Below are 26,677 nucleotides of genomic sequence, written 5' to 3' on the forward strand. Positions count from 1 at the left end.
GGAACAGCGGGTAATAAACCACAGTTCAGCTGGGTTAAAAGATCTGAGCACCAATTCCCCTTTCCCTAAATCCCTGGATCAATGCAAAACCGTCTGCAGCTTTCTGAACTCAATGGGCCTGCCAATACCGAGGGTCGAATTGGTAGTACAAGCCTGGTGTTAATCGGGTTTGCATCCGCATTTTTCCCTCGATTACTGGCCTCCATGGGGGTTCCGTCTATTATTAATTTTGTTCATTTTTTGATTATTCCCAGCGCCTTTTTAATTACCATTTTTACGGCCAAAACCCGAGACAAAAAACGGCTAAATGTAGTGTGGCAGCTGATGACTGGCATGGTCATTTTCCTGATTTGCATGATGGCTAGTGCTTTGCTGAACAGCGCCGGCATTATCAACATCGTGCTGCAGTTTCTGTTCCTGTTGGAGCCCTTTATGTTCCTGGCGGCCATTATTGTCTTACCGATGTCGGGGGACCGGCTGAAGCGTTTTCAATACTGGGTTTTGGGGTTTGCGGCGTTTAATTTGCTACTTGCGATCGCCCAGTCCATTTTGCTCCCCATTGGCCTCTATCCCAAGCCCGATGGCGGCACCCTGCAGGATAACATTGGCGGTGTTTTTGGCGGCGGCGGCGGCAGTGCGGCCAACTACATCGCCTGCACCGTCTCATTTTACGTTGGAGTATATTTCTTTAATCAATTTAAGCACCGAGCCCTCTGGGTCAGACTATTGCCCTTGGTGGGAGCCATCTATCAAATCCAAGTATCTGATTCTAAGCAGGTGTTTTTAGCCCTCGTGGCTGGCTGGGGATTACTGGCCGCCACCAAGGTGGAAAGACCGGCAAAACTCTTGGTCTATATATCCATTTTTGCCATGATCATAGCTGCCTTTAGCTGGGCTTTGCTCAATTTAGAATCTGCCATTTTAAGTCCGTATCAAAACTGGATCAATCGACCCATTTGGGGATGGGATGGCCTAGCCGCCGAAACAAAGTTCGCTGCCTTTAGAATTATTCCTACCCATTTTGAATCTCCCCTAAACTGGCTTTTTGGCCTAGGACCAGGGCATACCGTAACCCGCCTTGGGGGTTGGGTAATGAGGGACTATGACAGTCTGCTCAGACCCCTAGGAGCCACGATTCATCCCGCATCTAAACAAGTCTTTGATGTGGTTTTTAGTAGCTATCTTCCCCAGGAATCCACCATTTATTTTCCTTTATTTTCCTGGGCAGGTATCTGGGGGGACATGGGCATCATCGGCTTACTAGCCTATCTGTTTATCGGTTTCATCATTTGGAAACAGATCTGTGTGGACGATTTTGGCAAATTTTTACTATTATCCACGGCCGTATTTGGCTGTATTCTCACCCAGATGGAAGAGCCAGGGCATATGCTCACAATTGTCTGTTTGCTTGGTTTACGTTGGCAGGAAAAGCGAGCAAAAGAACTAACGCAGCGTCAGATTGCCATGCAAACTCAATGAACTGGCTGACGCCTGACGAATCCTTGCACCAAACAGACTGGACACAGCAGGTAGTAAACGAAGAGTCAGGGCATATGCTCACAATTGACTGTTTGCTTGGCTTACGTTGGCAGGAACAGCGAGCAAACAGACTAATGCAGCGTCAGATTGCCACGCAAACTCAATGCACTGGCTGACGCCTGACGAATCCTTGCACCAAACGGACTGGACGCAGCAGGTAGTAAACAAAGAATAAGGGCTTGGGTAAGGGCATTGCCGCAATATCTGCCAGGGTTGGATTCATTAACGTCAGCACGCAGTGCACGCGATTTTTCCACGTGGTCATCAGTCGTAATTGATAAAGTACCAAACCCATAGTTAGTTTGGTACTCTGATGCGATGGTTTATTCACAAGAATATGTCGCTGGACAGTTTGAGCTAATCCCTGGGTTGAGGGAAACCTCTGGATTGTTCTAGCCACACTGTCGGGTAAGGTTAACCCATACAGTTGCTGAACGAGACTCATGCCTAAGACCAGTCTCGGTAAAATATCCAAGGTTTCTGCAAGTTCCAGCAAGGCATGCCAGTCTAGATCTGGGTGTCTGTCGATTAGCATGGCCAAATCCAAGAGCTTACCAAGCTGCCGCCAATAGTCTTCTGCTCCTTGGGCCACCATCACCAGCACCTGCACCTCTGGCGTCACCCCAAGTATTAGATGGCCCCCAATATCCACTGTTTGGGTATGCTGCCAGATCCAACGAGTATCAAACAGTGGAGCAAAGTGTTTAGATAAAATGCCTTGGTGGATATCCAGACAAGTACGACTCTTGGGTTCTAATAAGCTGTACTCCTTCTGGGATTGAAAGTAAATCGCCTGCTCATGGCTGCTCAGCTGCTTGAGACACTGTTGTTCTGGAATAGCCATTAGCCTGTCACACTGATACCCGTTGCGAAGCGCAATGGGCCTTAGCTTCAAGAAATCATCGGGGTGCACTAACACATCTAAATCGCTAAATGTGCGCAGCGATAAATCACCGTAGGCGCTCATTGCCGTCATGGGACCCTTAAAAGAGATCCCCCTAATGTCATGGGCTGCCAAAATTTTTAGAAACCCTATTAGTTCTTTTAGTAGGACTAAATTGTTGGTTATATTTCTGAACTGAAGGTCCCGTAGTTCCTTTAGTACTGCTTCCGGCAGCTCTATCGGCCCATTTGACGAGAATACTTTATACAGTATGGGTAGCAACCGATGGAATCGAGCTAGGTTCAAAACATTTTGCCAATCTAGCTCTGGCTGTTGAAGCAGCTGTTGTATTCGCTCCTGGGATGTACCCCTTAAATAATGCTTAGCACATTCCAGGAGTAAAACTAGTTCTGGCTCTGATTCAGTCGTGTTTAAAGAACTCACGGATTTTAACGATTTTGAACTAAAGGAAATAGTAAATCAGCAAAATATCAGGGTTAAGAATGTCAGGGTGATGTATATCGGAACTAGGAAAAAAATAGTCTCAGTGGTCCTATGACCAGTAGTTTTTAGCCTGCATTTCAAACAAATGCGCATAGGTACCCCGATGTTCCACTAGTTCTTGATGGGTACCATTCTCTACAATGCGCCCTTTCTCCATCACATAAATACGATCGGCCATTTTTACAGTGGACAGCCGATGGGTAATCAGAATTGCTGACTGGTCTTTGATCAGGGTTCGAAATTTACTAAAGAGTTCATATTCAGCCTTGGGATCCATTGCACTGGTGGGTTCATCCAGCACAATCACCTGAGACTGACGTAAAAATGCCCTAGCCAGCGCGACTTTTTGCCATTGACCAATACTCAGCTCTTCTCCACCATGGAATAGCTTGCCTAGCATGGTGTCATATCCAGCGGGTAGTTGGGTAATCACATCGTGGGCACCAGCATCATGAGCTGCTTCTATAATGCGCTTATCTTGCGGCGGCAGATGAATATTGCCTAGCCAGATGTTGTCTTGAGCAGAGAGATGATACTTGGCATAGTCTTGAAAAATGATGCTGATTTGCTGGCGTAAATGGTCGACATCCAGATCCCGTAAGTCAATACCATTGAGGGTAATTCGTCCTTGTGTTGGATCGTACAAACGGCATAATAGTTTGATCAGTGTTGTCTTTCCCGACCCATTTTCTCCAACTAGAGCAACAGTTTCGCCAGGATGGATCGTAAATGAGAGATCTTCAAGGGCCTGTCGGGTGGTGCCTTCATACTGAAAACTAACGTTTTCAAACGTAATTCCCTGTTCTTTTACGGGTGGACAGAATTTGGGCTGTAGTGGCGTTTTAATTTGAGGACGTAAGTCTAGAAATTCGTAAAGATTGGTGAGGAATAAATTATCCTCATGTAATCCAGAAAGACCGGCGATGAAAGATTTGAGAGCACCTTGCCCCCGCTGTAACGCCTGATGGTATAGGACGAGATCGCCTAGCTTTAATACGCCTTGCAGAGCCTGATAGAGGATAAAGCCATAAATCGCACCAACCATAACGCCTGCAATTATATTGGCGATCAAAAACGATAGTGAACGCCACGCCATTAGCTTAAACTTTGCTTGATAAAGTTGCGATCGCAATTGATCAAACCACTGACTAAACAATTCACCCAAACCAAACAGGCGAATTTCCTTAGCAAATTGTTCACCTGTCAACAACCAGGAAAGATACGCCGATTTGCGATCAGCGGTAGTCCATGTACGCTGCCACTCATACAATTTACGCGTATAGTATAAACGCACTAATATTGTTGGAATAATGGCAACTAATAGTGTAGAGGTGATGCCCCAGTGAAGCGTCAATAGCAGCCCCACCATGGCCATGAGTAGAATGCCGTTTTCTCCTACCAGCGCTAGGCGCTTTAAGATCTGATTGGGACGAAAAGTGGCTTCTTGCTGTGCTCGCTGTAATGTATCGTGGTAGCGAGGGTTTTCATAGTAGCTAAGATCAATTTCAATTGACTTAGTATGGAGTATGCTCCGCATATAGTCAGACACCTTTTGCGTCTGGGATGTAGTGACTAATTCGGAAAGAGCATTAGCTATCAGCCCAACAAGAAGCACAATAGCTAGTCCAATCAACAGCGGCTTACTGTCTTCTAATAGTTGCAGAGAGGATACACTATTGAGCTTAGCGGTAATGGCATCGACTAATAGCTTGACTAAATAAATTTGCAATAATGGCTGTAACCCCTGGACAATAAGCAAGCTAATCTTTGCCATTGTCCAGCGAGGACTACTCCGCCAAACTAATCGCAGAGCTGGGACCAGTCGCTGAGTTCCCTTGAAAAATGTGATTATATTTTTGCTAAATTGCACGATAGGTTCACCCTTGCCTGTTCGGTCGATGTATCTTTTACATGTTCCTCCACCATGCGAACTAAATCCGGTAACTCTTCGAGGCCGGGTTTACGAATAAAACGGTAGCAGGGTATCTGCTTTAGTAACTGAGTACATTGTTGGAAATGTAGTTGCAGTGACTGCGGATCTCGCAGTACATTCATTGCACGAGTGTGACTAACCAAATGACAAAATGCCTCTTTAGGGCTTAAGGGGCTGATGCTATGCTCATCCCCTTTATCTAATATGTAGATCTTTTGTAGCGGCAGTTGCTCTTTTTGAAAGCCAGTTTGAAAATTATAGGCGCGCTTAGGGGCATTGCTATAAAGAGGAGTTAGCTCAGTTGGGTCTTGTTTCAGCGCTCTTGCTGCTTCATTAGAAAGCTTACATTGAGGAAACGATGGAACAACCTGAAAGCCTCCAGTTCCCTCTAGGTTGATTGCTAGGACGTCGTCTGTGATGACCGTGTGACCGTGGGCATGCAGTGCTGCTGCCAAAGTCGATTTTCCCCAGCCTGAATGCCCTAGAAAAGCGACGACGTGTTTTTGTATGGCAATACTGCTGGCATGAAGGACAAAAAAGCCACGCTGTCGCAAAATAACCGACATGCAACCCCCCAAAATATTCGGTACCAACATATCTTCGGTAACGCCATCATAAGGGGCAATAGTAATCAATCGTCCATCTGAGATCCAACAATCACCTATGCCCACTAGCTGCCCAAACAGCCCATTTTTCGGCTTGACCTTACTATCATCATCCTGAGTTGCGTCTGAACTCTTCAAGCGAACAATGACATCGGGCTCGCCTTCGGCAACAGTCAACCCCACCAGGGGAATTTCCGAGTGGATGCAGAGCTGGTAGGCAGAATGAGAATACATAATTTATAAAAACTAACTCTATTTAGACTTAAGACAAATTTTTAAACAAAATTCTGCAGTGCTATTGCTAATAGCATTTTTAGACACAGACATAAGTAGACGTCAATCAGATCGTCTACTTATGTCTGTTAAAAGCAAGGTGATAAAGAAGGGTATCTAATTAGATACCCATTGAACCCATTCCATGAATCACTAGAGTCCTTGGATGTGAACTGTTCCCATTACTCTTCGGTGATAGCGAGTGGAATTCAATGAATCGTTTATTAGATACCCTCGCAATCAGACAACTGGAAGACTCTTAGGTTTAGAGATCGTCAGGGATCCTCAAATCTGCAGAGCCAAAACCTTCAACTGTGGGCTGGCCAGGAAGCTGTGTGAAGATGATGGAATCTCCTATAGCAATTGTTCCATTACCCTTAGTTAGCTGCTCTACGCTACCGTAGGTCGTCAAGTTGGGCTGAATGTATTCCTTTTTCATGGTTTTATGTTCTCTAATTAAATTGGTTAATTTGACATTGAGTGATACTCCCTGATTTTGGACTTACAGTTAGGGTTACCCCATAGAATAGCCCCAACTTGCCAAGAGAATGTCGATCCTTTGTAACCATATGCTTTACATTCGCTGCAACCAGAGAGCAAGTACGGTTGCTCGCCACACTATCAAATTATCCTTGGTTGTCGAGTTGATCGTCTTATTCGACCCTGGGTACTGTTTTAACCGTTGCCAAGCACTGTGCCAAGTATCAGGATTGATATATTTTAGGACAAGGTGCTGATCCCTATTGAGCACTTGTTCAAACAATGGACGATTGATATTGAGGAGTCCATTTAAAAAGTTAGCGCTCATATTGGCTTTGTCACCTCGCCACTGAATTGTCTTGGGTAGGATTGTATTTAATCCATGTCGCATGATCATTCGACCAAACCCTCCCCTAAACTTTTGATCAGACGGAATAGCTAAACAAAATTCGACTAGCCGACGATCTAAAAATGGATGTCGAGCTTCTAAACCAAAAGCTGCTGCACATCGATCTACACATTCAAGATTTAGGGACAGGACTCCCCCTGTCATTTCCTGCCAATGCTTTTGCCGCACAGGCATTGGAAAATTTGGCTTAGGGGTAAATTGATCAATCCGCTCCCTTAAACAAATCTGCTTTGCAAAACTCGCGTTTACTATTGTTCCTACTTTAGCTAAATCATCTGCTTTCTTCCTTCGTATTCGATGAAATTTGCGTAAAGTCTTATTAAATACTACAGGCCTAATTCCTTGTCGCATCCATAAACTACGGCGTGAGTATTGAAATCGATGGTGGATATAGTCAACGCTCTTAGCAAACGTGAGCCACTGACCACGTTTGCTAAGCTGTCTCAACGCTGGCAAACCGTAGTACACTAGCATATAGTTTACCGGTAGTTGATAGTTTTTGCTGGCAACTTCTACAGCCTCAGCAAATTCCGGCCATTTGTGTTGAAAGGCAAGTTCATGCAGGCGCTCTAAGCTATGGGAAACGACTGTGTCACCATCAAAGCCATCAAAAATAACTCGTACGTTAGCTTGATGGGCAGCCTGGTTTAACCGCCACGGGTAGTGATGGCTAGGTCCTAGCAGTGGCTCATCTTCATACTTCCAAATTTCTTCTACATCGCTTAGAGGGCCAAATGTATCAGCGTGGATGTAGTGAGGGGTATACCCTCCTTGCTTGAGCACCTCATGGATGTATGGACGTTCATCACATTCTTGGACAGTGTCAAAAATATTCGAAAATGTGTGAAGGGTTTCGCCTGTGGTTTCAGCAAGGATTTTACGGGCCATGCAGCTGATCGAAGATGAATCTAGGCCGCCACTTAAATGAGACCCTACTGGGAAGGCGCTGCGCAAACGACAGTTAACGGCTTCAGCAAAAATCTTATGAAATGCCTCTGCATATGCCTCATCAGATTCTAGCTTCAGCTCATAGTCAGGATTTAATTGCCAATAGGTATCTACTTTAATACCTGTAGCATCTACCCACATTCTAGATGCAGGAGGCAGTCGTAAAATATCTTCGAAGGTTGTAATTACCTTATCCTCAAGCATTAGGGCTAGATAGTCGGCAATACGAACTTCATTGATCTTTTTGGGAACCCAATCTAGGCAAAGGAGACCTTTGATTTCGGATGCGATCGCAAAAGCGCAATCGGGTTGATAGTAGTAATAAAAAGGCTTTACCCCAAAGTGATCGCGAGCACAGAAGAACTGTTGTTTTCGTCCATCCCAAATAACAAATGCAAAGTCTCCGATCAAGTGCTCAGGGCAATCATGCCCCCATTGCTCGTAAGCAGCCAAAATAAATTCACTATCAGATATTTTTTCCAGTGGACGATCCGGCAGTGACAGTATCTGACTAAGCTCAGAGCGGTTATCAATCCGAGCGTCTGCTGTAATGCTCAGCTCACCTTTTACCAGAGGAAGGTGCTCATGGAGTGATTCTGGGGTTGTCCACAACATGCGATGCCCTAGCCCTATAGAACCTTGACACCAAACGTCTACACCATCGGGGCCTCGATGAGCCAGAGCGTCTACCATCTGACGTAGCTCGTTGGACTCTGCCGGGGACTGATCGAGCCTATAAATGCCAACAATCCCACTCATTATTTAACTCCTTCACTAGTGAGCGATTTAAATCGACTCAAGTTACTTAGCCAGCCAACAATGATATGGTCTTTATATTCAATCCAAGCATGCGCTTCTAAGGTATTGTCGGCACCTTTAGCGACACCAATATGCAACTGATGGGAGTACCCATACCGATTTAGAAATAGCTGTGCTGTTAATGCTCGTACTAAACATTTAGCACCTCCCGGAGTATATCGAGTAGCAATATTAACAGCTTTAACAATAAAACTTACGCGGATAGAATGGTCCGGATTATCACATACCCATACTGTAGAAATTTGCGCTAGTTTCTGTCTGACAAAATTGAAAGGCAACAGCCATAATGCTAGGCGAATACCATTTAATAACATACAAGCATAGAGCAAAACGCTGCGCTCAGTCCTCGAAAGTTTTAGTAGTCTAGTAACCTGCCTCATCACTCACCTCAATCAGACGGGCCTCTTTCATATCTTCAAGAATCTTAGCTAGATCTTGCTGACAAATATCTGGCTGCACATCATATTCTTCAAGCAAGCCATTCAATATATTTTCAAAGGTACAGGGTTGTTGAATCAGCTCCCAAATTTTTGCTCCTACCTCATTAAGGCCATAGTACATACCTGAAACCAAGTTTAGAATAATAGCCTCCCCCTCTAGCTCAGACGCAATTTGGTTTGGAGCTGTAGAGATAACTGCGCTGGATGGTATATTTTGCATTTCAGATGACCTCGGGGCTTGTTAAAAATGTATTTTGGATGACAAATAAAATATTGATCGCCTAAGACTAGCAACTAAATTTTCTGGATCTCGTCAGAGTTTTACAGATGGACAGATAGAAGAGATCTACATTTCTGTTGATTAGAGTTTCAGGGCAACTTCTCGTAGAAAAGTTGCATGGATAAGTAGTCGTACAGAATCAATGGCAAAATAGAAATACTAAAGCTTCTAGAAAATCAATAGGACATTGTAAAAGCCTTTGTCATTTTCATTTTTCAGGACAGCATTACATCTTTCTTCTTACGTCCTGAGCCTTGATCAGAAAAAAAGCAATTTTTTCTGATCCTCAAACTACGCCTAACTTACATCCGTCGCCTTAACTATGCCAGAACAGATATGCCAGAACGGATATGCCAGAAAAGTATAAGGGGTCACGCTCTACCTAACACCGGTTATGGGCAGAGATGAGTAAAATCGATGCTAAACCTGTTTGAGACTGCGCTTTTGCCTATCTACCATTGCCATTGCAGTGTAGTAATAAACCGTAAACAGCAGACCTACAAAAATCTGTGATCCCCAGGAGCCGTGCCAAAAATCAAACCACCATTTCCCCCAATAGGCATGTGCCATGGTCATGAGCATCACCCTAGGCACATTAAATGCCAGCCCCACAACAACACCCACCACCATGAGCCTCACAATTTGTAAACGGGTGCGCTGAAAAAAGATGCCTAGCAGTAACCCTGTTACCGCCATGGCCACTGCCATGTTAAACCCATTACAGCGCCAGGCCACTTCCACCGCTCCTCCGGAGGACATGGTAATAAATCGGCCCTGGGCCACGGCAGGTTGCCCCATCCATTGCAGAATCTGAGCACTGGTCGCTGCCATAATATTTTCTAGAAAGTTTGGCGGCATGAGAAAACGCCAAGTTCCCTGGGCAATTACTCCGGGACGGGTGTAAACCGTCATGGGAATGAGCAGTGTGGTCAGGGGATATTTAACAAAGAATGTAGCCCCCCAAGTGCTGAGGGTGATTCCCTCCATAATAAATAGCCAGATTAATGCCTGGGCCCACATATCTGCCCGAAAAAAGGGAAACATGGCCACGCTGCCCACTATGATCAAGTGACCAATAATCCGATCTTCTTCGGAAGCAGCCAGTTGCCTTAGCTGCTGACGTTTTTGCCAGAGTGGAAGTAGCCCCAGCAAAGCGGCACAGGAAATGAGGACGAGGCCAGTAGATCCGCTAATGGAACGGATCACCAGGTCATGCATCCATAGAGGAAAATAAAGTAGACCAATCACAAGACCCAGCAAAACGATTCGGCCATGGTTAGTCTTGACTTGGGCGCTTAGCCACTCGATACTTTGCTGGCTAATCTGCTGTATCCATTTCATACAAACCTATTCCACTCTAGAGATTCATCCCAATAACATCCAAAGCAGCCATAAACCCGGTTTACCCGTGCCTATAAAGTGGACAAGATGCTCTAGGCTATCCCGTCCTTGTTTTTTCAACTTACTAAAATCCTGACTTCTACTCCGGAAAGAACCTATCATTCAGACATCAATGGTCCGATCATCCTACGTTCCATAGAACAGTTCGCAATACAGAATCAAGCACCTCACCCATACTGGAGTTAGAATCAGGTGCTCAATTCTGTTTCCATGATGCTTTCAGGACAGCTATTCTGCCCTTAGTCTCTAAGACCATCAGCCCAGAATTTATCCTGATGGCAAGGCTCTAGGCATCAGCTTCAGAAGCTTCTCCACGACGTTTACGGAGTGCCGCTACTCCCATGCCAATTAAACCAGGCAATAGAGCTGGCGTGGGAATCGGATCAGCCTCAGCATTAATCGTTAGGCTGGCAATGGTGTAATCATCATCCAACTCAGGGGCATAAAAACGCCAGATATTACCTGACGGTAACAACACTGAAGTAAAGTCGAACGTACCCGCACCGGTATCCAGACCATCACCACCAGGAATATCAATGTTTTCCAGAATGGGATTGCCGTCAGCGGACAAGCTGAAGTCATCATTGCCAACAGCACCGATCCCTGGAATAGGAACATCAGTGCCTACCAGGCGAAATGTAGCAGAGACAATATTAACAACAGTGGCCCCAAAGTCAAACTCAATGTAGTCTGGACCGTTTAAGGCAAGACCGTCAATCTCTTCTGGAGGAGCTACACTTAGGGGCCTGGCTAACCCAAGGCCGTAGGCAGTTTGGGTCACAACACCATTACCACTGACATTTGTGGTCACACCACCAGCCGTAAAGCTAGAGGGCGCAACATCAATCAATGGATCACCAAACCTGGTGAAGTCATAAACAATGGAAGCTGCACTGGCAAAATCAGCTTGGGCAAGAAAACCGATCGCTAATGTCCCTGCAAATAGGGCACCTTTTAGAATTTGATTCGTCATGATTGTTGTGGGAAGAAAATGGGTTTGAAAAAAACGTATTGGTAGAGACCGCTTCAAACCTCTAGCTCTAGCCTTTTTAAACTTAGTCCACGCCCATCACTGGGGATCTACTGTAGAAGATAATGCCAAGATAACTACAGGTTGACCATTGGACTTGGCTTAAACCAAGTTGCCCACTTTTAGTTAAATCTGGGTTGTCTGTTAACGTCGCACAAGTAAACAGGGATAGTTTGTCCTACACACACTAATCTACGGACAAACTTTAAAGTGTTGGGATGCACATACACAAACAGAGAAAAGGAAGCTCATCAAGCTTTCTTGCTTATATTATCCAGCCTATGAAGTTGATATATAGTCAGCTGGTGACAGTTTAATTAGTGCAATACAAAGTCTCTTAGCTAAAAAAGCAGCCTCCAATATAGGCCAAAGGAACTCTCCAATAATATGTAGGTTTTAGACCTATCCTAAAGTCCCATAGACAATTCCCGTACTTGACTCTGGGTCAAGTACGGGAATTGCTGGTAATTCAGATTTAGATATGGTGGTTCCTTACCAATCTTTGCAGCTAAGACCGTTTAATGCCCAAACGCCCCAGTCCCAGTAAGCCCAACCCCACTGCAATCAAGTTGCCCATGCTGCCTACACCCGCTTTAGTAATACCTTGGCGGGTATTTTCTTTAAGAGCGGAGGCTTGACTAGATAACTGTTGAGACGCCTGTTGTAACTGTTCAGGGGTAACGGATTCGGGTAAATTTAAATTGCCGCCTCGAGCTTCTTCAATTTGGGAGAGTGCTTGCTGTTCTTGATTGCTGATATTTTGTAAGGCTTCTTTTTGTAAAATGAGACTGTCACGAATCACCAAAACACATGACAGCATAAAGGCCACCCCTAGAACCAGACAAATAAATCCAAGGGGACGCTTGAGCGACCGTTGATCCCAGAAGGCATACATCAGCAGGGCAACTGCAAACAGTAAAATGATGCTGCGATCGCCCATCTGCTGCAGTAAATTAACCCGCCATTCCAAACCCAGTGGATCGGGGGGGGTACTTAGCACTAGCGTATCAACTAGAAAACCTAGTAGGCATGTCAGACCTACGATCAGGCAAATATTCTTGCCTGGAGTAGGATACGTACTCTGATGTGTTGCAGGTTGATTCGTTTTAGAAGGGAACGGTCTAGGAAGGCTTGTCATGGCAATGGAGATAGATGGTAGGTCTGTAGAAACAACGTTTAACTCTTTTACTGTGTTAGAAAGTTATACATTTTGTAATTTGAATAATCAGGTTAAGACTGTAGAACGATGTCGTTGACTAACTCTTGAACCGGATACATTTTTCACTAATAAGCGCCTTGCTTACCTAAAACAACAATAAATGTCCTGAGTAACAGCAACAGGTCATAGCCTATAGACCACTTTCGTTGATAATCAAGATCCATCCGTACGATTTCATCAAAGTTGTCTACGTTAGAACGTCCGTACACCTGCCACTCGCCGGTGATGCCAGGTTTTACACTCAAGCGCTGAAAATGGTGGCCAGAGTACTGGGCGACCTCATCAGTGGTGGGGGGGCGAGTACCCACCAGGCTCATTTCTCCTTTTAATACATTTAAAAACTGTGGCAGTTCGTCTAAACTTGTTTTTCTGAGGAACTGTCCAATGCGAGTCACCCTGGGATCGTTTCGGTTTTTAAAGATGTGTCCGGCTGCTTCATTTTTTACCAGGTGTTTTAGCTTTTCCGCATTGGTCACCATGGAGCGGAACTTTAAGATGCTAAACGGTTCGCCCTGTAGGCCAATGCGTCTTTGGGTGTAGAAGATGGGGCCGGGGGAATCTAACCGGATGGCCAGCACTATGGGGAAAAATAGAATAGCGGTAATCGATAGGCCTAACAGTGCACCTAGTATGTCGATACACCGCTTACGCTTACTGTAGGCAGAACGGTGGGTGCCAGGTGAAATTTCCTGGGGGATGGGGGAATATGTCGAGAGTCGCATAGCGCAAAAGTTATTTGAGAGCAAGGTAGGCGGTAGCTGTACCCTTGCAAAAAATGGCTTCTGTCTCAATCAAAAATGTTCAGCAATAACAGAAACCTGTAATACAGCTAAGAAGCGAATAACTTGTTGCGTACTATAATCTCGGATTCAATTTGCTTCATTATTGCTAGCCATTCCACAATGATCTGGAAGGAAATAGCTAGGTTTATGAAAGCTTTATCAACTTTCTTGGTTGATTGGCATTCTGTTGCATATCGTTCTGAGCCATTGCTGATATTGAGAATGAACCGATCGGTCAAAAGGTCACTATATCAAGATATTTTAAACTAAGTCATCTTGAGGATGATCAACGCCCGTTTTTATATGGATTTCAATAGGCTTCCGTGATACGCAACAGTTTTTGCTGTTTTTATGAAGCTTGACCATGATCTACAAGGTTGATGATGGTTCTCCGGAGGGAAAAACGGGTGGTCTTGTTTGATCGCTATTGGCCTAATGGCTGACCTAATGACGGGCCTTAATATTGGTATGGTGCTGCTGGATACGTTTGTTCGCTTTGTCACCGGCTGAGGTTGCCGATGGCGCGTACGTCACCTTGGACAGAAGCCATGGTCAAAGTATTTTAGTTATTTTGCCTGGTTTTTTGGCCCCCCTAGCCAGAGTGTTTTGCTGATTATGCCTGGGGTTCTTAGGGACCATGGCGTTTTTTTCCCTGTAAATACCCGGATCTTTTCCCTAATCTCTGTAGAAATCCATAGGCCAAGTCACGTTGTTTCTGTCTTCGTTGGTATGACTTTCTCCTCTAATACTGATAATTCTCTGAAATCCTGGCAGTGGCTATTGGCCAACTGTCTGGATCATGCTCCGCTCTACCAACGTCAAGACAAATACCTAGATTCTGAAACTACTACATCTAATACTGATTACTGGGCGGATGACCTATCCATAATGTCGTCCCCATCTTCAGCTCTATGGCAATATCATACGGCCCTGGCCATTGGCGCAACGGTGGTTTGCTCTGCGGGGGCCCTGATGCAGTATGCCGAGACAGGACTGTGGCAGCCAACCGATGCAGCTGCTCCGAACCCTGGGACCACGGCGACGGTAAAGCGGGCGACGGTGGAGGATGACACCCAGGTGGCGACGCCTCCCATTGCCAGCCCCCAGGCCCAGGCTACCGGATTGTTTAGTTCGGCGGGTGGGGATCGTGGTAGTGAGTGTAAGGATAGTACGTGTAAAGGCATCGAGTTTATTGATCAGCAGCTACCTGAGATTCAATCACAGGTGCGTCAGCTGAGGTCGGAAATGCAGCTGTTTCAGTCAAAGCATACGACCCAGAATTTGCAAACCCATCGCACGGTTTTGGCCTACCGCAGCAGTGGTTTAGCTAATCGCCAGGCTGAATTGTTGGTGCGATCGCAACAGCTCAGCCAGCAATTGGCCAGTACCACGTCTCTCCTAGCCCTGCAGCCAGATGAAGTTAGCCAAATCACCAATCTGCTGCAGACAGATGCCAACTATCAAGCCCACCTGCAACAGCTACAGTCCCTAGAAAATGCTATTGCGGATGAGTTTAGTAATCCTGATATGGACAACACCCAGCTGGGAGAACTTTATGCCGGCTACTATCAGATTGAAAACCAGTTACGGCAGATCGCTCAAACCGTATTAGCGAACTATATGTATGTGGCGAGTTTCGAATCCCCCGATCCACTGTGGCAGGAAGCCGCCTATCAAGCGCCCCTGCAGGAACTGATGGATCTGTCCCACCAGCGCCAAATGCTGCTGATGGAACAAAGTACATTGGATCAAATTGCCATAAAACTGACTGAACGACGTACAGAGCTAGCCAGTCTATTAAAACAGTATGCGATGATGCAACGGGAGTTAGACGGCCACAATCACGTTCTACAGCAGTACGTGGCAAAACGTCAGATGTTGAACAGTGAGCTGACCTAGAAAGGTAATGGAAACTGTTAGCGTTAAAAGTTATAGATGAGTGGGTTAGCCTAATGGTTTATAAGTTGGGTTTTATGCCTCAACCCAACCTCAAAGAATGATGCTTCTATTTAATCAGGCACGGTGGCCTGATGGTTTTATCAAAGAACGATGTCTCTGTTAATTCAGGCATCGTTTTTTTGCTTTTAATCAGCACCCAGTTTTGAACTTTTCGTGACAACGGCTTGACCCAATCTAGCACTATCTAAAATCGGCAAAATTTCATAAGTTAAAAAACTGATTTTGTTGCGTACATAGGACGTATTGATAACCTGCTAACGGTATACTAACTAAACTATATAAAGACCAATGTTAGGAGGAGATAAGCACAGTAAAAAGGGATTAGAAGCAGATTACAACCCAGAATAAAGATTCCTTGATCACACTAGCCTGCTACTTTCAGCTCATCAAACTACTCTGTTATGAAAGTATCAGGCATCAAACGTTGTTTTCAAACCTCAGAGTAAAACGGATGATTCACCGATGGATTTAAGTCTGTTCAGTGTGAACAGTTCTTAAAAATAGTGAAAAGTTTGGGCAATTTAGCTACAAAATTATCTCACTAAATAGTCTGTCAGAGGTTCGTTTTCAAGTTGTATTTCCGAAAGGTATTTTTATTTTTAGCTTTCTGAAACTTATTCGAGGTTTTGAATAGAGATATAGATCTAGAAAGGTCTTTTTGGGCCACATTACATGGCTTAGTTTTAAGAAATTGCACGTTTCCACTGTGTAGCTTTTACTCGGGTCTATTCTTCAAGACATCTGCCATCAATGAATTTTGTCTAGTTTATGGTTTTGTTGTTCTTTTTTGCTTGCGATTATGTTCAAGAAAATTTCCTGTATAGCTCTGGGGGCGGTGGCCACGTCCTTAATCTCGGCGGTTGAGCCTGCCCAAGCTCTGAGCTTTCGCTCCACTAGTACGCCTAGTGTAAGTTCCCTAAGTTCTTTTGGCAGTCAGCCTACTAGCTTTGGTCAATCCTTTAACAGCCAATTTAGTGGCTTAGATCAATCTTCTTTTGGTAGTAGCTCTTCCGGTTTAATTTCACGGACGCCAGGGCGCACGGCTATTGGTGGTGGTGGAGATTATTTGATACAGGCGGCCATGCTAGGGCTGATAGCGTTCGCTTTGGGTTGGGGAACGGACACCACGGGTGAAAGGACTGCGGTACGGGGTGGACCTGTCTATCTTCCTCCTGTCGATCTTCCTCCTAGCACTCCTCCTGGCACTCCTACCCCTGTTCCCACCCCTGCTCTGCTTCCTGGACTCTTTGGTATGGGTATTGCCGCTATCCGTAAACGCAACAAACAGGTCCAGGCTAACTAGGCATAAGGCATCGGGCTACCTCCGTTATTGCATGGATTTTCGAATGTCGATCGCCTAATGGCCTAGGGACATTAAGGCCGTGAATCAAACGCTTGTGTTAGAAGCTTTGCGAGGCTTCATGCTTGATCTAATAGTAAATATCCCAGTAAAAAAACGAGCCCCCACTTTTGGTTGAGGGCTCGTTTTTTGTGGAAACCTGCGAGCCAGAACTCAAAAGTCGCCTATACAATAAAGGCGTCCGTCAACTGAGCTTGAGGCTATGCCAGAGCAAACTCGTCAATCGTGGGATTTCGGTCGCTTTTTTGACACCCTCAGCTACTTTGACGCTATTCCCATCGTTAGCTCCCTGCAAAAAATGTTCTTTGGTTCACCACCGCCACCACCACCCCAGCTCCAGGCTCACCTCGTTTTTGACTTTCGCCAGCCTACGGAACAAATGCGCGAACTCTGGGGAGCCCTAGACGATGTGGTGATGGGCGGTGTCAGCCAGAGTAGTACCCAGCTACAGCCGGAGGGCCTAGCCTTTACGGGCTACGTGTCTACGGCCAATTCCGGTGGCTTTGCCTCAGTGCGCACCCGAAACTTTGAGCCCCCCTTGGATCTGAGTGCCTACAGCGGCATAGAGCTGCGAGTTAAGGGGGACGGGCAACGCTACAAATTCTTTCTCCGGGACGGTGCCGGTTGGGACGCCGTGGCCTATGCCTATTCCTTTGATACGGCTAACGGTGGCTGGGTCACGGTGCGGATTCCATTTGCCGATATGAAAGCAGTCCAGCGGGCACGGGTAATCCAGCGAGCACCGATCAATGCAGGCCAGATCTACTCACTGCAAATTATGCTGAGTAAGTTTGAATACGACCGCCAGCTGAACCCGCACTTTACGGCGGGTCCATTTCAGCTACTGGTGGAGTCAGTCAAGGTCTATTAATGGGGTAGCCCCGTCGTTGCTACTCACCAATGACGCCGCAGGCAAGGCGAGGTCCACCGCCACCGAGGGGCGCGGGCTGATCGGAGAAGTTATCTCCATTCAGATGCACCATTAGGGAGCGATTTTTCAGGAAGCTGACATCTAGCCGAGGCGCTAAGACTGGGGTGGTTGCCGTGCCGTCTCCTGCCACAAAGAGCGGGGGCAGATCGCCCAGGTGGCCAGCTCTGTAGGGGCCTTCATGAACTCCGGTTTCGAAGGGGTCAAAGTGGCCCCCTGCAGCTAACCCAGCAACGGGGTCACCTTGTTTGAATCCGGGACCACAGGCAGGATTGGTATGGACGTGAAATCCAAGCATGCCAGGGGTAAGGTTGGTGAGGTTCGGGGTCAGCACTACGCCGTATCGGGTATCGGCCAAGGTGACGGTCCCCACAGCGGGGCCAATCCCATGACTATCGGTTAGGTTGACGTTGACGGTGACCATGTGGTCATTGGCATAGGCTGGAGCTAAAGCGATAACTGTTACTAGAACTGCCAGGGCAGCAAGGCGTAAGATCTTAATCATTAGAGGGAGTATGTGTTCAAGGTGTGAATCAGAGTCGTTGCTGATGCTCGGGATAAAAATCCTGGCAGAGTACTCTGGGTCAAAATCTGTTCATGCCCTAATTCAGCAATGGCTAATCATGAGCTAATTGTTAAATTAATCGTTATAAATTAATGAACAATAAGAGGTAATGAATAATTAGCTGAATTAGCTATCATTTCCTACGTCGCTAATAACGTTGGTCAGACTCTCTTCTTAAGGAGATAGTTAAACTTTTGGCAAATTCTTTAAAGTCCTGAAGAACATTTTGCAAAACTTCTCCTAGACAACTTCTCCTAGACAACTTTGCATATAATTTGTTCCTCTTTATGAGGATTTTGTAGCATTCCCTGTCTGGGCATAAAGAATTCCTCCCATGAGCAATAGGGCTCCCAGGATGCTGGACCAGCCCATGGGTTCTTTAAAGACAAAAATGCCCAGTAGAGATGCGGTTAAGGGTTCGAGTAAAACGGCTATGCCGGCTACGGTGGCGGGGGTATGGCGGATGCCGAGCATGTAGATGCCGTAGGCAAAGCTGCTAGTGATTATGCCGAGGTAGAGCAAAAAAGGGAGGACCTTAAGCCAGATATCGAAAGAGGGTTGCAGGACCAGGGTGGGGGTGAGCAGAAGAGCGGCGGCGGTGAAGCTGTAGGATGCGATCGCAATCCCATCCATCCGATCGACCATTACTTTAGCCAAAATGGCATAGCCTCCATAGGAGAACGCGGCCCCCAGGGCCAAGGTTACCCCCAGGAGAAATTGACCGCCGTTGGCCGCCAAGGCATCGGGCTGGGCAATGAGCAGCAGGGTTCCCGTAACCCCCAGCACCAGGGAGATGCCCAGGACGCGGGTGAGTTTCTCCCCCAGGAAGACAAGGGCCAGCAGGGCAATGATCAGGGGCGATGAACAAATGGCCACCATGGCGGTCATAGCCACCCCCACATAGGGCACAGCGGCAAAGTAAAACACCTGGTATCCTCCCATGCACAGGCCCATGGTCAACAGCGGTAGACAATGGGCTTTGATGGGCCATGGGCTTTTTTGAGCCCGGCCAAGATTGTTGTTATGGTTGTTATAGGTATTTTTGTGCTGGCTGTTCTGGCTGTTGTTATGACGGCTATTGTAACTATGCCATAGCCAGAAAATCGGCAGGGCCAAGACCATGCGCCAAAAGCCAATGACCAAGGGTGAAACGGTGGCTTGCTGTGCAATCAGCATCGAGGTGGTGCCGGTGGTGCCCCAGGCAACAGCAGCCAGACAGATTAAGATTAGACCCATGGGTTGGTGGTTATTGGCGACTAATTTAGGCGCGGCTAATTTAGCCGCGCCTACTTATAGCTACGTTGGGTGAGTTCAACGTGATCAAAGCTGAGGGATTCCTGGTGGAGTTCGGGCACCTGTTCATCCCCGGTGTAGCGCCACGCGGCGACATAGGCATAGTCCACGTCATTGCGTTGAGCTTCGCCATCGTTGGTTTGGTATTCCTCTCGAAAATGACAACCACAGGATTCTTCTCGGTTGAGGGCATCGCGGGCCATGAGTTCCCCTAGCTCTAGAAAGTCGGCCAGCCGTCCGGCGTATTCTAGGTTTTGGTTGAGGGTATTGGCGGCACCGGGCACCCGCAGGTTTTGCCAAAATTCTGACCGCAGCGATTGAATTTGGCCAATCACCCTTTCCAGGCTGTTGCGATCGCGCCCCATGCCCACATGGTCCCACACCAGTTGGCCCAGTTCTCGATAGAACTGCATCACGGTTTTATCCCCCTGGATGCCCAACAATTTGTCGGTTTTACGCTGCACCGATGCCTCCGCTTCGACAAAGGCGTCATCCCTCGTATCCACGGGGGGAAGCGGGTTACGGGCCAGGTAGTCCCCCAGGGTGTAGGGAATGACAAAGTAACCATCAGCCAACCCCTGCATCAGGGCACTGGCCCCCAGACGGTTCGCGCCGTGGTCCGAGAAGTTGGCCTCCCCCAAGACAAACAACCCCGGTACCGTGCTCATCAGGTGATAGTCCACCCACAGTCCGCCCATGGTGTAGTGCACCGCTGGGTAAATGCGCATGGGCACTTCGTAGGGGTTTTCGTCCGTAATGCGTTGGTACATCTGGAATAGATTGCCGTAGCGAGATGCGATCGCAGCCTGTCCATCCCGCGCCATGGCATCCCGAAAGTCCAAATACACCGCCAGACCCGTTGCCCCCACCCCACGGCCTGCATCCGTCATGTGCTTAGCATTGCGAGACGCCACATCCCGAGGTACCAGGTTACCAAAGCTGGGATAGCGCTTTTCCAGGTAATAGTCCCTCTCCGCTTCAGGAATCTCGTTGGGAGGGCGATTGTCCCCCGGTTTGAGCGGCACCCATACCCGGCCATCGTTGCGCAAACTCTCACTCATCAACGTCAGCTTTGACTGATAGTCCCCCGACACCGGAATGCAGGTAGGGTGAATCTGGGTATAACAAGGGTTAGCAAAGTAGGCCCCCCGCTTATAGCAGCGCCACGCTGCCGTCACATTGGAGTTGCGGCCATTGGTGGAGAGATAAAACACATTGCCATAGCCCCCCGTACACAGCAGCACCGCATCCCCCTGGTGGCGCTCCAGTTCTCCCGTAATTAGGTTGCGGGTAATAATCCCCCTGGCATGGCCGTCAATCACCACCAGATCGAGCATTTCCCGCCGGGTAAACGTCTCAATCTGGTCCGCCATTTTCATCATGGCGCTGTAGGCCCCCAGCAGCAGCTGTTGCCCTGTCTGTCCCTTCGCATAAAATGTGCGGGATACCTGGGCTCCACCAAAGGACCGATTGGCCAACAGTCCCCCATATTCCCGCGCAAAGGGCACCCCCTGGGCCACACAGTGGTCAATAATGTGGTTGCTAATCTGGGCCAGGCGATACACATTGGCCTCACGGGAGCGGTAATCTCCCCCTTTGATGGTGTCGTAAAACAACCGCCAGACGCTGTCACCATCACTGGGATAGTTTTTAGTCGCGTTAATGCCCCCCTGGGCCGCAATACTGTGGGCCCGCCGAGGAGAGTCTTGAATGCAAAAGCTTTTAACACAATAGCCCAACTCCGCCAATGTGGCTGCTGCTGACGCCCCCGCCAGCCCGGTGCCCACAATGATGACCGTATGCTTCCGTTTATTATTTGGGTTAACCAGCTGGCAGTGGTCCTTAAAGTTGTTCCACTTGTCCTTTAGGGGGCCAGACGGGACTCGAGCATTTAATGAAGTCATACTACTATCGTTCGGTTTGTTGTTCAGTTCTAACCCTCGGCCGCCTCTGTTTGTGGATGCATAATCTTCTCTATGCAGTCTTCGAACAGAGCCTCAGGATCCGTTGCCAATGCCTTGCTCAAAGCTGCTTCTGTTGCGAGGGAAGCAACAAAGTAACGCTCCATATAAGCACAGGTTTCTGGGTCTAGAAATGGGTAGTACCCAGATGACAATCGTTGTAGAATTGTGTTTTTAACTTGAGTATACTTTTGCTCCACAGTCGGGCCATTACTCACAGAAATAGGGCGCTTGACATAGGAATGTAAGGGTCGACCGAAGTGAAAACAATGATCGCTTTTGGCAAACAGCCGCAACACAAAATCCACATCATTAACGCAGGGTAAGGAAGGATCAAATCTGGGGTCTACCACTTGGCGATCATAGACCACCATGGCATCGCTAGAGTAATTAGTGTATTTGTAGTCCCGACTGGATAGGACCCGATCCGCGCCCTCCCCCACTGTTCTTAAAGGCTGGAAGTCGCTGGTGAGGAGTTGCAATGCACAGGAAATGATCGGATGTATCTGGAGTTTATCCACCGCATATTCCAATTTCTGTGGGTGCATAATATCGTCAGCATCCAGCAGGGCGACGTAGGAAAATTTAGCGGCATCCAAACCTATATTTCTCGGTATGGACGGCCCCGATCCATGGCTGCTTAAGGCACTGTCTGAGGAAAGGAATCGAATGCCTGGGTGCAATAATCCAGCCTGGCCTAGAATTGATGCATAATCCATCCCATCATCGGCAACAATCACCAACTCCCAGTGGGGGTGAGTTTGTTGAATCACACTTAAAACAGTTTTAGCGATCGTGTCTTCTGCTTTAAAGGCAGGCATCACGATTGAAACGTCCTGGGTCACAGCCATCTCCTAGGGCACTTAAGGCTTTGTCATTGCTGATTTAGGGTAGGCATTGCTGAGTTATCCAGATGACTTGTCAAAACAAATTGGATTGAATTATGTGGAGGAGCAGCAATGGCAATCTTTGGTTAGTATCTTTAAGATTATGCAGGTATTTTATGGTATCAGAGTGATTAGGTATTTTTATTCAATGTAGTCAGCACTGTAGTCAGTATGTTACTGTCCTCATTAGACCATAGCTCACCGCCTGTATCGCTAAATTTTACAGCGCTATCATCGGTAGCCTCAGGTGAGAGAAAACGCTACTTAATTGGTATCGGCAGCAATTTAGACCCCCACTCTAATGTATCTCGGGCATTGCAGAGCCTATTGCCCAGTGTAGAACGCTGCATTGTGAGTCGCGCCATTCAAACCTCTGCCGTTGGCATGGAAACCGACTTTCCCTTTATCAATCTAGCGGCCTATATAGAAACGAGTTTGGATGCCGTAGCCTTGAAGGCCCGTTTTAACGCCATCGAAACCTCCCTAGGGCGCGATCGCACGGATCCACTGTGTAAGGTTAAGGATAGACCGATAGATCTAGATATCCTGACCGAAGTTCATAGTCTCAAGGATTGTTTGTACGCCATTGAAGATTCTCCAGCCTATGGCCGTGCTATTCTTTTTGAGCTACTAGAATACCTATTGTTCGATGCAACAGCCCTAGATCAGCAAACTGTTTTATTCAACTTTGAGGGCATATCCCTGGGTTTAACCCCCCAGGCTATTAAATTCCCCTTAAACTAGCTAACCGGGATTTGTAGCCTGACATTGGCCATAACATTTCGATCAAAGCAGTAACTTGGGTGCGATCCATCAATCACTTAAGGATTAGTCTGCCTGGGATGTTGGTTCCGGGAGGTTGGCCAATGGATAGGTTCTAGTAGATTGATCGAGCTACCCCTCGATCCAATTGTCTTTGTCACGGTTGTAATTTACAAATATCATGATGGCGCAAAATAACCAGATGCGACGATGGCGTATGCTTGCCGACGACGCCATGAATTCACATGCGTTGTCGCGGCTGTATGACTTTCAGCATCCCACCGATGTATCCACAGGCCTGATGCGATCCCTCGCCTACATGGCCAAGCCTCGATATATCATTCTATTCACGCCACACCGACCTGATTTTTACTATCCTCCCTACATTGTTTACAAGCTCTGTGTGCTGCTGGGCTATCGCATCGAGTGGGACCCCACAAAAGAGTACGACATTGCTTTCCGATTTGCCGATCGGACCATTGGCCTGCCGGATTTGCCGGCTATTCGGGCCGATGTCCCCGTTATTAATCAAGGGGTGTGGGACATTAGCAAATCCCACGTCCAGAAAGTTTGGGAGTCAGCGGCTAACTATGCATTTAGGATCAATCCCACCACCCACCACGGTCAGGCCCTCTGCAAAAATAATCGGAACGCCACCCATGATGGCCAGGTGATTGACTGTCCCATCCCTCCAGATCGGGTAGAGTCTGGGAAGGTCTACCAAAAACTAGTTGACAATTCTGTTGGGAATGGCATGGTGCTGGACTATCGGGTCGTGGTCCATGGCGCTCAAATTCCCTTGGTCTATCGTAAGTATCGCCCTGTGGAAACTCGATTTTCCAATGATAATGCTAGGGCTGAACTGGCCGATCCGGTGCAGGAATTTTCAGAACAGGAGCGGGAAACAGTGCTAACGTTTGCCCGCACCATGGGCCTGGATTTTGGCGAGCTGGATGTGCTGAGGGACGCGGCCGATGGGCAGCTCTACGTCGTGGATGTCAATAACACCCCCTGTGGGCCGCCCAATGGGTTAGCCCCCAAAGACCAGTCCCAGGCCATAGGTATTTTGACCGAATCCTTCCGCCAGCTGGTGGAAAGTTTGAGTGAGTGTCCATAGCGGCCCCTGTAGAGGCAATCGGGAATTGCATTGCAATCCCTTGGGGTTGCCCTGGGACATGGGGGGCAGATACCCAGGATCTCGTGTCAGATGATCCGTTTGACCATAGCCCCTAGCCAATGAGCTAATGGGATATATTAGAAACTTTGTCGGTCCCATGGCGATGCAGCCTCGGACTTCATCGCCATGGGACCCATGCATGTTAACCCCCCTCAGGAGATGCTGAATGAACCGTAACCAAACTGCTTTAGTCACAGGAAGTGGTGTGCGCTTGGGGAAAGCCATTGCGATCGCACTGGCCAAAGCAGGCTTTGATATTGCTCTGCACTACAATTCCTCCCAGGCCAAGGCAAAAGCAACCCAGGCTGAAATTTTGGCCCTGGGGGTGCAGTGCGAAACGTTTCAACAAGACCTAAGTCAAGCCGAGGCCTTAGACGACTTTTTGCAGACTGTCCAGGCTAAAATGCCGACCCTGGCGGTGCTGGTCAATAGCGCATCCGTCTATGACTCAGGAGAAATAGCCGACACCTCGGTGGCAATATTTGAACAACAATTTGCCGTCAACCTGCGGGCACCTTTCTTTTTGTCCCGTGCCTTTGCCAAGGCCGTAGAGACGGGCAACATCATCAACATTTGCGACAACAAAATAGCCTTTAACCAGTATGAGTACGCGGCTTATTTGCTATCTAAGAAAACCCTGGCCGAATTTACCAAGTTAGCGGCCCTAGAATTTGCCCCCCACATCCGCGTCAACGGCGTTTCCCCCGGGGTGGTGATGCCCGCTGGTTCGCGGTCTGAGGATTATATCAACTGGCGGATCCAAGGCATTCCAGTGCAGCGGCAAGGGCATACGGACAACATTACCCAAGCCATTGTGAGTCTGATTGATAATGACTTTATGACGGGACAAATTCTATTTGTCGACGGCGGTGAATCCATCACCAATGTGGGGAGAAATGCCACCCAATTTGACCCCAATCTGGTGTAGTTAAGACATCACAAAAGCAGACTGTGACCTGTGACCCCCCTGGTTGACTGATAAGAGTTGATTGAAATTGGCTGAATGCCTTTCGGTGCCCTGGGCACATCGAGCCCATTTGACGACCTGCCTTTGGATGGTGGGCCCTGCTTCAGCGCGGGGAGGTTAGCCTGGCGCGGTAGCTCCCCTATATTCCCTGTCGAGGGGTGCAGGCGCAAAGCAAGCAACGCCGCTTGAGCCGCTGGTTGCACAACAGTCGTATCAATATCCACCGCTTGTACAAGCCGTTGATTCAAGCGGCTGACGCCGCTTGAGGTTGCGTTGCTAGCACACTACTCTAGCCTTCACTGGTGTAAACGGTGCGTTCCACGGCACCCTACGCTAAAGAACTAATCGACTCAATGAGATAACCGGCATTCAAGCATCTACGAAACCACTTCCAACTTGGGATCTTGCGTTTTCTCTGGGAAAAAACAGCAGATCTGAGGACAAGGTTTATATTAAAGACCTACTCTGCTGAAGGTTATTTATGAAGCAACCTCGTTGGTTTCGACATGGTTTTTCTGGCCTTAGGTACGTCTTACTTCTCTTTATTGGCTCGCGAGTTGCACTCACGATCATCGGCTTATTTTCAACAGATTTGCTCGATCGGGGCTATGGTAAGCAGTTTAGCTGGAGCCAGTATGCTTGGCTCGATATCTGGGGCGTTTGGGATAGCTTTTGGTATATGGACATTGCCCAGAATGGCTATTCTATAGTTGGTGCGATCGCACGTACGCCCGACCAAACTAATTTCCCCTTTTTTCCACTGTATCCAGGGTTAATGCATCTGCTGGGAAGAATCACAGGGGGAGAGTATTACTTGGCAGGCATTGTGATTTCAAATGTAGCGCTGGTTGTTGCTGGTTATCTGCTGTATAAGCTAGTCGAGATAGATTCAGGGCACACAACAGCGTTGCGTTCGGTCAAATATCTGTTCCTATATCCGGTTGCTTTTATTTTTTCAGGCGTTTTTACCGAATCTCTGTATCTGTGCCTGACGTTACTTTGCTTTTATCTAGCAAGACGGCAAAAATGGTGGCTAGCTGGCATTGCTGGCGCATTTCTGTCGGCAACTAGAATCCTAGGCGTACTCATTGTGCTACCGCTAGCGTTCGAATATTGTCGAAATATTGACTTTAAAGTTAGAAATTTAGGCACTGGTTCCGCCAGGTGGGTCAGCGTAAAGGCATGTTGTATATACGATAGACGATAATAGGTTCAGCAAAAGCTGATCTAATCTGGGTGGTGTTATGGATCTATTTTCTCATCCGTGTCCTTG

At 47.5% G+C, this 26,677-nt stretch carries 23 protein-coding genes; 8 read left to right on the forward strand and 15 right to left on the reverse strand.

The annotated features are described in order from the left end of the window. The first annotated feature begins 81 nt into the window (after positions 1–81). The gene (locus tag VB741_RS20500) at positions 82–1,479 is read left to right on the forward strand and encodes a hypothetical protein (protein WP_323367065.1); all 1,398 of its coding nucleotides are present in this window, start codon (positions 82–84) and stop codon (positions 1,477–1,479) included. A gap of 160 nt (positions 1,480–1,639) precedes the next feature. Here the strand turns inward: VB741_RS20500 and VB741_RS20505 are convergent, their stop codons facing one another. The 11 genes from VB741_RS20505 to VB741_RS20555 form a co-directional block, all read right to left on the reverse strand. Then, positions 1,640–2,866 carry a nucleotidyltransferase domain-containing protein gene (locus VB741_RS20505; protein WP_323367066.1) on the reverse strand — a complete coding sequence of 409 codons (1,227 nt, stop codon included), beginning with the start codon at positions 2,864–2,866 and terminating at the stop codon, positions 1,640–1,642. 109 nt (positions 2,867–2,975) lie between these two features. Next, positions 2,976–4,700 (reverse strand): ABC transporter ATP-binding protein, encoded by a 1,725-nt coding sequence (locus VB741_RS20510; protein WP_323367067.1) that lies wholly within the window; start codon positions 4,698–4,700, stop codon positions 2,976–2,978. Positions 4,701–4,774: 74 nt separating this feature from the next. After that, positions 4,775–5,698, reverse strand: a complete 924-nt coding sequence (locus VB741_RS20515) for a hypothetical protein (protein WP_323367068.1) — start codon at positions 5,696–5,698, stop codon at positions 4,775–4,777. Between the two features lie 304 nt (positions 5,699–6,002). Further along, the gene (locus VB741_RS20520; protein ID WP_323367069.1) at positions 6,003–6,176 is read right to left on the reverse strand and encodes a hypothetical protein; all 174 of its coding nucleotides are present in this window, start codon (positions 6,174–6,176) and stop codon (positions 6,003–6,005) included. 135 nt (positions 6,177–6,311) lie between these two features. Beyond that, the gene (locus tag VB741_RS20525; protein ID WP_323367070.1) at positions 6,312–8,333 is read right to left on the reverse strand and encodes a lasso peptide isopeptide bond-forming cyclase; all 2,022 of its coding nucleotides are present in this window, start codon (positions 8,331–8,333) and stop codon (positions 6,312–6,314) included. Next, positions 8,333–8,773: a lasso peptide biosynthesis B2 protein gene (locus tag VB741_RS20530; protein WP_323367071.1), complete on the reverse strand. Its 441-nt coding sequence runs from the start codon at positions 8,771–8,773 to the stop codon at positions 8,333–8,335. The genes VB741_RS20525 and VB741_RS20530 overlap by 1 nt, the downstream gene beginning before the upstream one ends. Then, the gene (locus VB741_RS20535; RefSeq protein ID WP_323367072.1) at positions 8,757–9,053 is read right to left on the reverse strand and encodes a lasso peptide biosynthesis PqqD family chaperone; all 297 of its coding nucleotides are present in this window, start codon (positions 9,051–9,053) and stop codon (positions 8,757–8,759) included. Before VB741_RS20535 ends, VB741_RS20530 begins: the two co-directional genes overlap by 17 nt. A gap of 480 nt (positions 9,054–9,533) precedes the next feature. Further along, entirely contained in the window at positions 9,534–10,454 is a 921-nt protein-coding gene (crtC, locus tag VB741_RS20540; RefSeq protein ID WP_323367073.1) for a cyanoexosortase C, read from the reverse strand. Between the two features lie 346 nt (positions 10,455–10,800). Continuing rightward, entirely contained in the window at positions 10,801–11,487 is a 687-nt protein-coding gene (locus VB741_RS20545; RefSeq protein WP_323367074.1) for a PTPA-CTERM sorting domain-containing protein, read from the reverse strand. A 565-nt stretch (positions 11,488–12,052) separates the two neighbouring features. Beyond that, entirely contained in the window at positions 12,053–12,682 is a 630-nt protein-coding gene (hpsJ-C, locus tag VB741_RS20550) for an HpsJ-like protein, cyanoexosortase C-associated (RefSeq protein ID WP_326522198.1), read from the reverse strand. A gap of 146 nt (positions 12,683–12,828) precedes the next feature. Next, on the reverse strand, positions 12,829–13,485 hold the full coding sequence (locus VB741_RS20555) for a sugar transferase (protein ID WP_323367075.1): 657 nt from the start codon (positions 13,483–13,485) through the stop codon (positions 12,829–12,831). A 789-nt stretch (positions 13,486–14,274) separates the two neighbouring features. Here VB741_RS20555 and VB741_RS20560 point away from each other — a divergent pair. The 3 genes from VB741_RS20560 (at position 14,275) to VB741_RS20570 (ending at position 17,735) form a co-directional block, all read left to right on the forward strand. Then, positions 14,275–15,444 carry a hypothetical protein gene (locus VB741_RS20560; RefSeq protein WP_323367076.1) on the forward strand — a complete coding sequence of 390 codons (1,170 nt, stop codon included), beginning with the start codon at positions 14,275–14,277 and terminating at the stop codon, positions 15,442–15,444. Between the two features lie 859 nt (positions 15,445–16,303). Next, the gene (locus tag VB741_RS20565) at positions 16,304–16,807 is read left to right on the forward strand and encodes a PTPA-CTERM sorting domain-containing protein (protein WP_323367077.1); all 504 of its coding nucleotides are present in this window, start codon (positions 16,304–16,306) and stop codon (positions 16,805–16,807) included. A gap of 259 nt (positions 16,808–17,066) precedes the next feature. Continuing rightward, positions 17,067–17,735 carry a CIA30 family protein gene (locus tag VB741_RS20570; protein WP_323367078.1) on the forward strand — a complete coding sequence of 223 codons (669 nt, stop codon included), beginning with the start codon at positions 17,067–17,069 and terminating at the stop codon, positions 17,733–17,735. 19 nt (positions 17,736–17,754) lie between these two features. Here the strand turns inward: VB741_RS20570 and sodC are convergent, their stop codons facing one another. From sodC to VB741_RS20590, 4 genes are all read right to left on the reverse strand, one after another. Beyond that, the gene (gene sodC, locus VB741_RS20575; RefSeq protein WP_323367079.1) at positions 17,755–18,297 is read right to left on the reverse strand and encodes a superoxide dismutase [Cu-Zn] SodC; all 543 of its coding nucleotides are present in this window, start codon (positions 18,295–18,297) and stop codon (positions 17,755–17,757) included. Positions 18,298–18,642: 345 nt separating this feature from the next. Continuing rightward, complete coding sequence (locus VB741_RS20580) at positions 18,643–19,593, reverse strand: DMT family transporter (RefSeq protein ID WP_323367080.1); 951 nt, start codon at positions 19,591–19,593, stop codon at positions 18,643–18,645. Between the two features lie 50 nt (positions 19,594–19,643). Then, complete coding sequence (locus tag VB741_RS20585; RefSeq protein ID WP_323367081.1) at positions 19,644–21,554, reverse strand: fumarate reductase/succinate dehydrogenase flavoprotein subunit; 1,911 nt, start codon at positions 21,552–21,554, stop codon at positions 19,644–19,646. A 29-nt stretch (positions 21,555–21,583) separates the two neighbouring features. Beyond that, positions 21,584–22,456 carry a glycosyltransferase family 2 protein gene (locus tag VB741_RS20590; RefSeq protein WP_323367082.1) on the reverse strand — a complete coding sequence of 291 codons (873 nt, stop codon included), beginning with the start codon at positions 22,454–22,456 and terminating at the stop codon, positions 21,584–21,586. A gap of 213 nt (positions 22,457–22,669) precedes the next feature. On the opposite strand from VB741_RS20590, the gene VB741_RS20595 reads away from it, so the two are divergent. From VB741_RS20595 to VB741_RS20610, 4 genes are all read left to right on the forward strand, one after another. After that, on the forward strand, positions 22,670–23,242 hold the full coding sequence (locus VB741_RS20595) for a 2-amino-4-hydroxy-6-hydroxymethyldihydropteridine diphosphokinase (RefSeq protein ID WP_323367083.1): 573 nt from the start codon (positions 22,670–22,672) through the stop codon (positions 23,240–23,242). A gap of 220 nt (positions 23,243–23,462) precedes the next feature. After that, positions 23,463–24,377, forward strand: a complete 915-nt coding sequence (locus VB741_RS20600; protein ID WP_323367084.1) for a hypothetical protein — start codon at positions 23,463–23,465, stop codon at positions 24,375–24,377. A gap of 226 nt (positions 24,378–24,603) precedes the next feature. After that, positions 24,604–25,365: an SDR family oxidoreductase gene (locus VB741_RS20605; protein WP_323367085.1), complete on the forward strand. Its 762-nt coding sequence runs from the start codon at positions 24,604–24,606 to the stop codon at positions 25,363–25,365. 520 nt (positions 25,366–25,885) lie between these two features. Next, positions 25,886–26,611, forward strand: coding sequence for a hypothetical protein (locus tag VB741_RS20610; protein ID WP_323367086.1), 726 nt, complete (start codon positions 25,886–25,888; stop codon positions 26,609–26,611). Positions 26,612–26,677: the final 66 nt, after the last annotated feature.

The organism is Leptothoe sp. PORK10 BA2 (assembly GCF_034932105.1).
Taxonomy (GTDB): Bacteria; Cyanobacteriota; Cyanobacteriia; order Phormidesmidales; family Phormidesmidaceae; genus Leptothoe.

Excerpts from the sequence above, each read along its gene's own strand:
- VB741_RS20560 (WP_323367076.1), top strand. The coding sequence starts at position 14,275 with ATGACTTTCTCCTCTAATACTGATAATTCTCTGAAATCCTGGCAGTGG.
- VB741_RS20525 (WP_323367070.1), bottom strand. The coding sequence starts at position 8,333 with ATGAGTGGGATTGTTGGCATTTATAGGCTCGATCAGTCCCCGGCAGAG.
- VB741_RS20600 (WP_323367084.1), top strand. The coding sequence starts at position 23,463 with ATGCGACGATGGCGTATGCTTGCCGACGACGCCATGAATTCACATGCG.
- hpsJ-C (WP_326522198.1), bottom strand. The coding sequence starts at position 12,682 with ATGACAAGCCTTCCTAGACCGTTCCCTTCTAAAACGAATCAACCTGCA.
- VB741_RS20610 (WP_323367086.1), top strand. The coding sequence starts at position 25,886 with ATGAAGCAACCTCGTTGGTTTCGACATGGTTTTTCTGGCCTTAGGTAC.
- VB741_RS20570 (WP_323367078.1), top strand. The coding sequence starts at position 17,067 with ATGCCAGAGCAAACTCGTCAATCGTGGGATTTCGGTCGCTTTTTTGAC.
- VB741_RS20555 (WP_323367075.1), bottom strand. The coding sequence starts at position 13,485 with ATGCGACTCTCGACATATTCCCCCATCCCCCAGGAAATTTCACCTGGC.
- sodC (WP_323367079.1), bottom strand. The coding sequence starts at position 18,297 with ATGATTAAGATCTTACGCCTTGCTGCCCTGGCAGTTCTAGTAACAGTT.
- VB741_RS20605 (WP_323367085.1), top strand. The coding sequence starts at position 24,604 with ATGAACCGTAACCAAACTGCTTTAGTCACAGGAAGTGGTGTGCGCTTG.
- VB741_RS20585 (WP_323367081.1), bottom strand. The coding sequence starts at position 21,554 with ATGACTTCATTAAATGCTCGAGTCCCGTCTGGCCCCCTAAAGGACAAG.
- VB741_RS20545 (WP_323367074.1), bottom strand. The coding sequence starts at position 11,487 with ATGACGAATCAAATTCTAAAAGGTGCCCTATTTGCAGGGACATTAGCG.
- crtC (WP_323367073.1), bottom strand. The coding sequence starts at position 10,454 with ATGAAATGGATACAGCAGATTAGCCAGCAAAGTATCGAGTGGCTAAGC.
- VB741_RS20565 (WP_323367077.1), top strand. The coding sequence starts at position 16,304 with ATGTTCAAGAAAATTTCCTGTATAGCTCTGGGGGCGGTGGCCACGTCC.
- VB741_RS20595 (WP_323367083.1), top strand. The coding sequence starts at position 22,670 with ATGTTACTGTCCTCATTAGACCATAGCTCACCGCCTGTATCGCTAAAT.
- VB741_RS20535 (WP_323367072.1), bottom strand. The coding sequence starts at position 9,053 with ATGCAAAATATACCATCCAGCGCAGTTATCTCTACAGCTCCAAACCAA.
- VB741_RS20580 (WP_323367080.1), bottom strand. The coding sequence starts at position 19,593 with ATGGGTCTAATCTTAATCTGTCTGGCTGCTGTTGCCTGGGGCACCACC.
- VB741_RS20530 (WP_323367071.1), bottom strand. The coding sequence starts at position 8,773 with ATGAGGCAGGTTACTAGACTACTAAAACTTTCGAGGACTGAGCGCAGC.
- VB741_RS20515 (WP_323367068.1), bottom strand. The coding sequence starts at position 5,698 with ATGTATTCTCATTCTGCCTACCAGCTCTGCATCCACTCGGAAATTCCC.
- VB741_RS20520 (WP_323367069.1), bottom strand. The coding sequence starts at position 6,176 with ATGAAAAAGGAATACATTCAGCCCAACTTGACGACCTACGGTAGCGTA.
- VB741_RS20510 (WP_323367067.1), bottom strand. The coding sequence starts at position 4,700 with ATGGCAAAGATTAGCTTGCTTATTGTCCAGGGGTTACAGCCATTATTG.
- VB741_RS20500 (WP_323367065.1), top strand. The coding sequence starts at position 82 with ATGCAAAACCGTCTGCAGCTTTCTGAACTCAATGGGCCTGCCAATACC.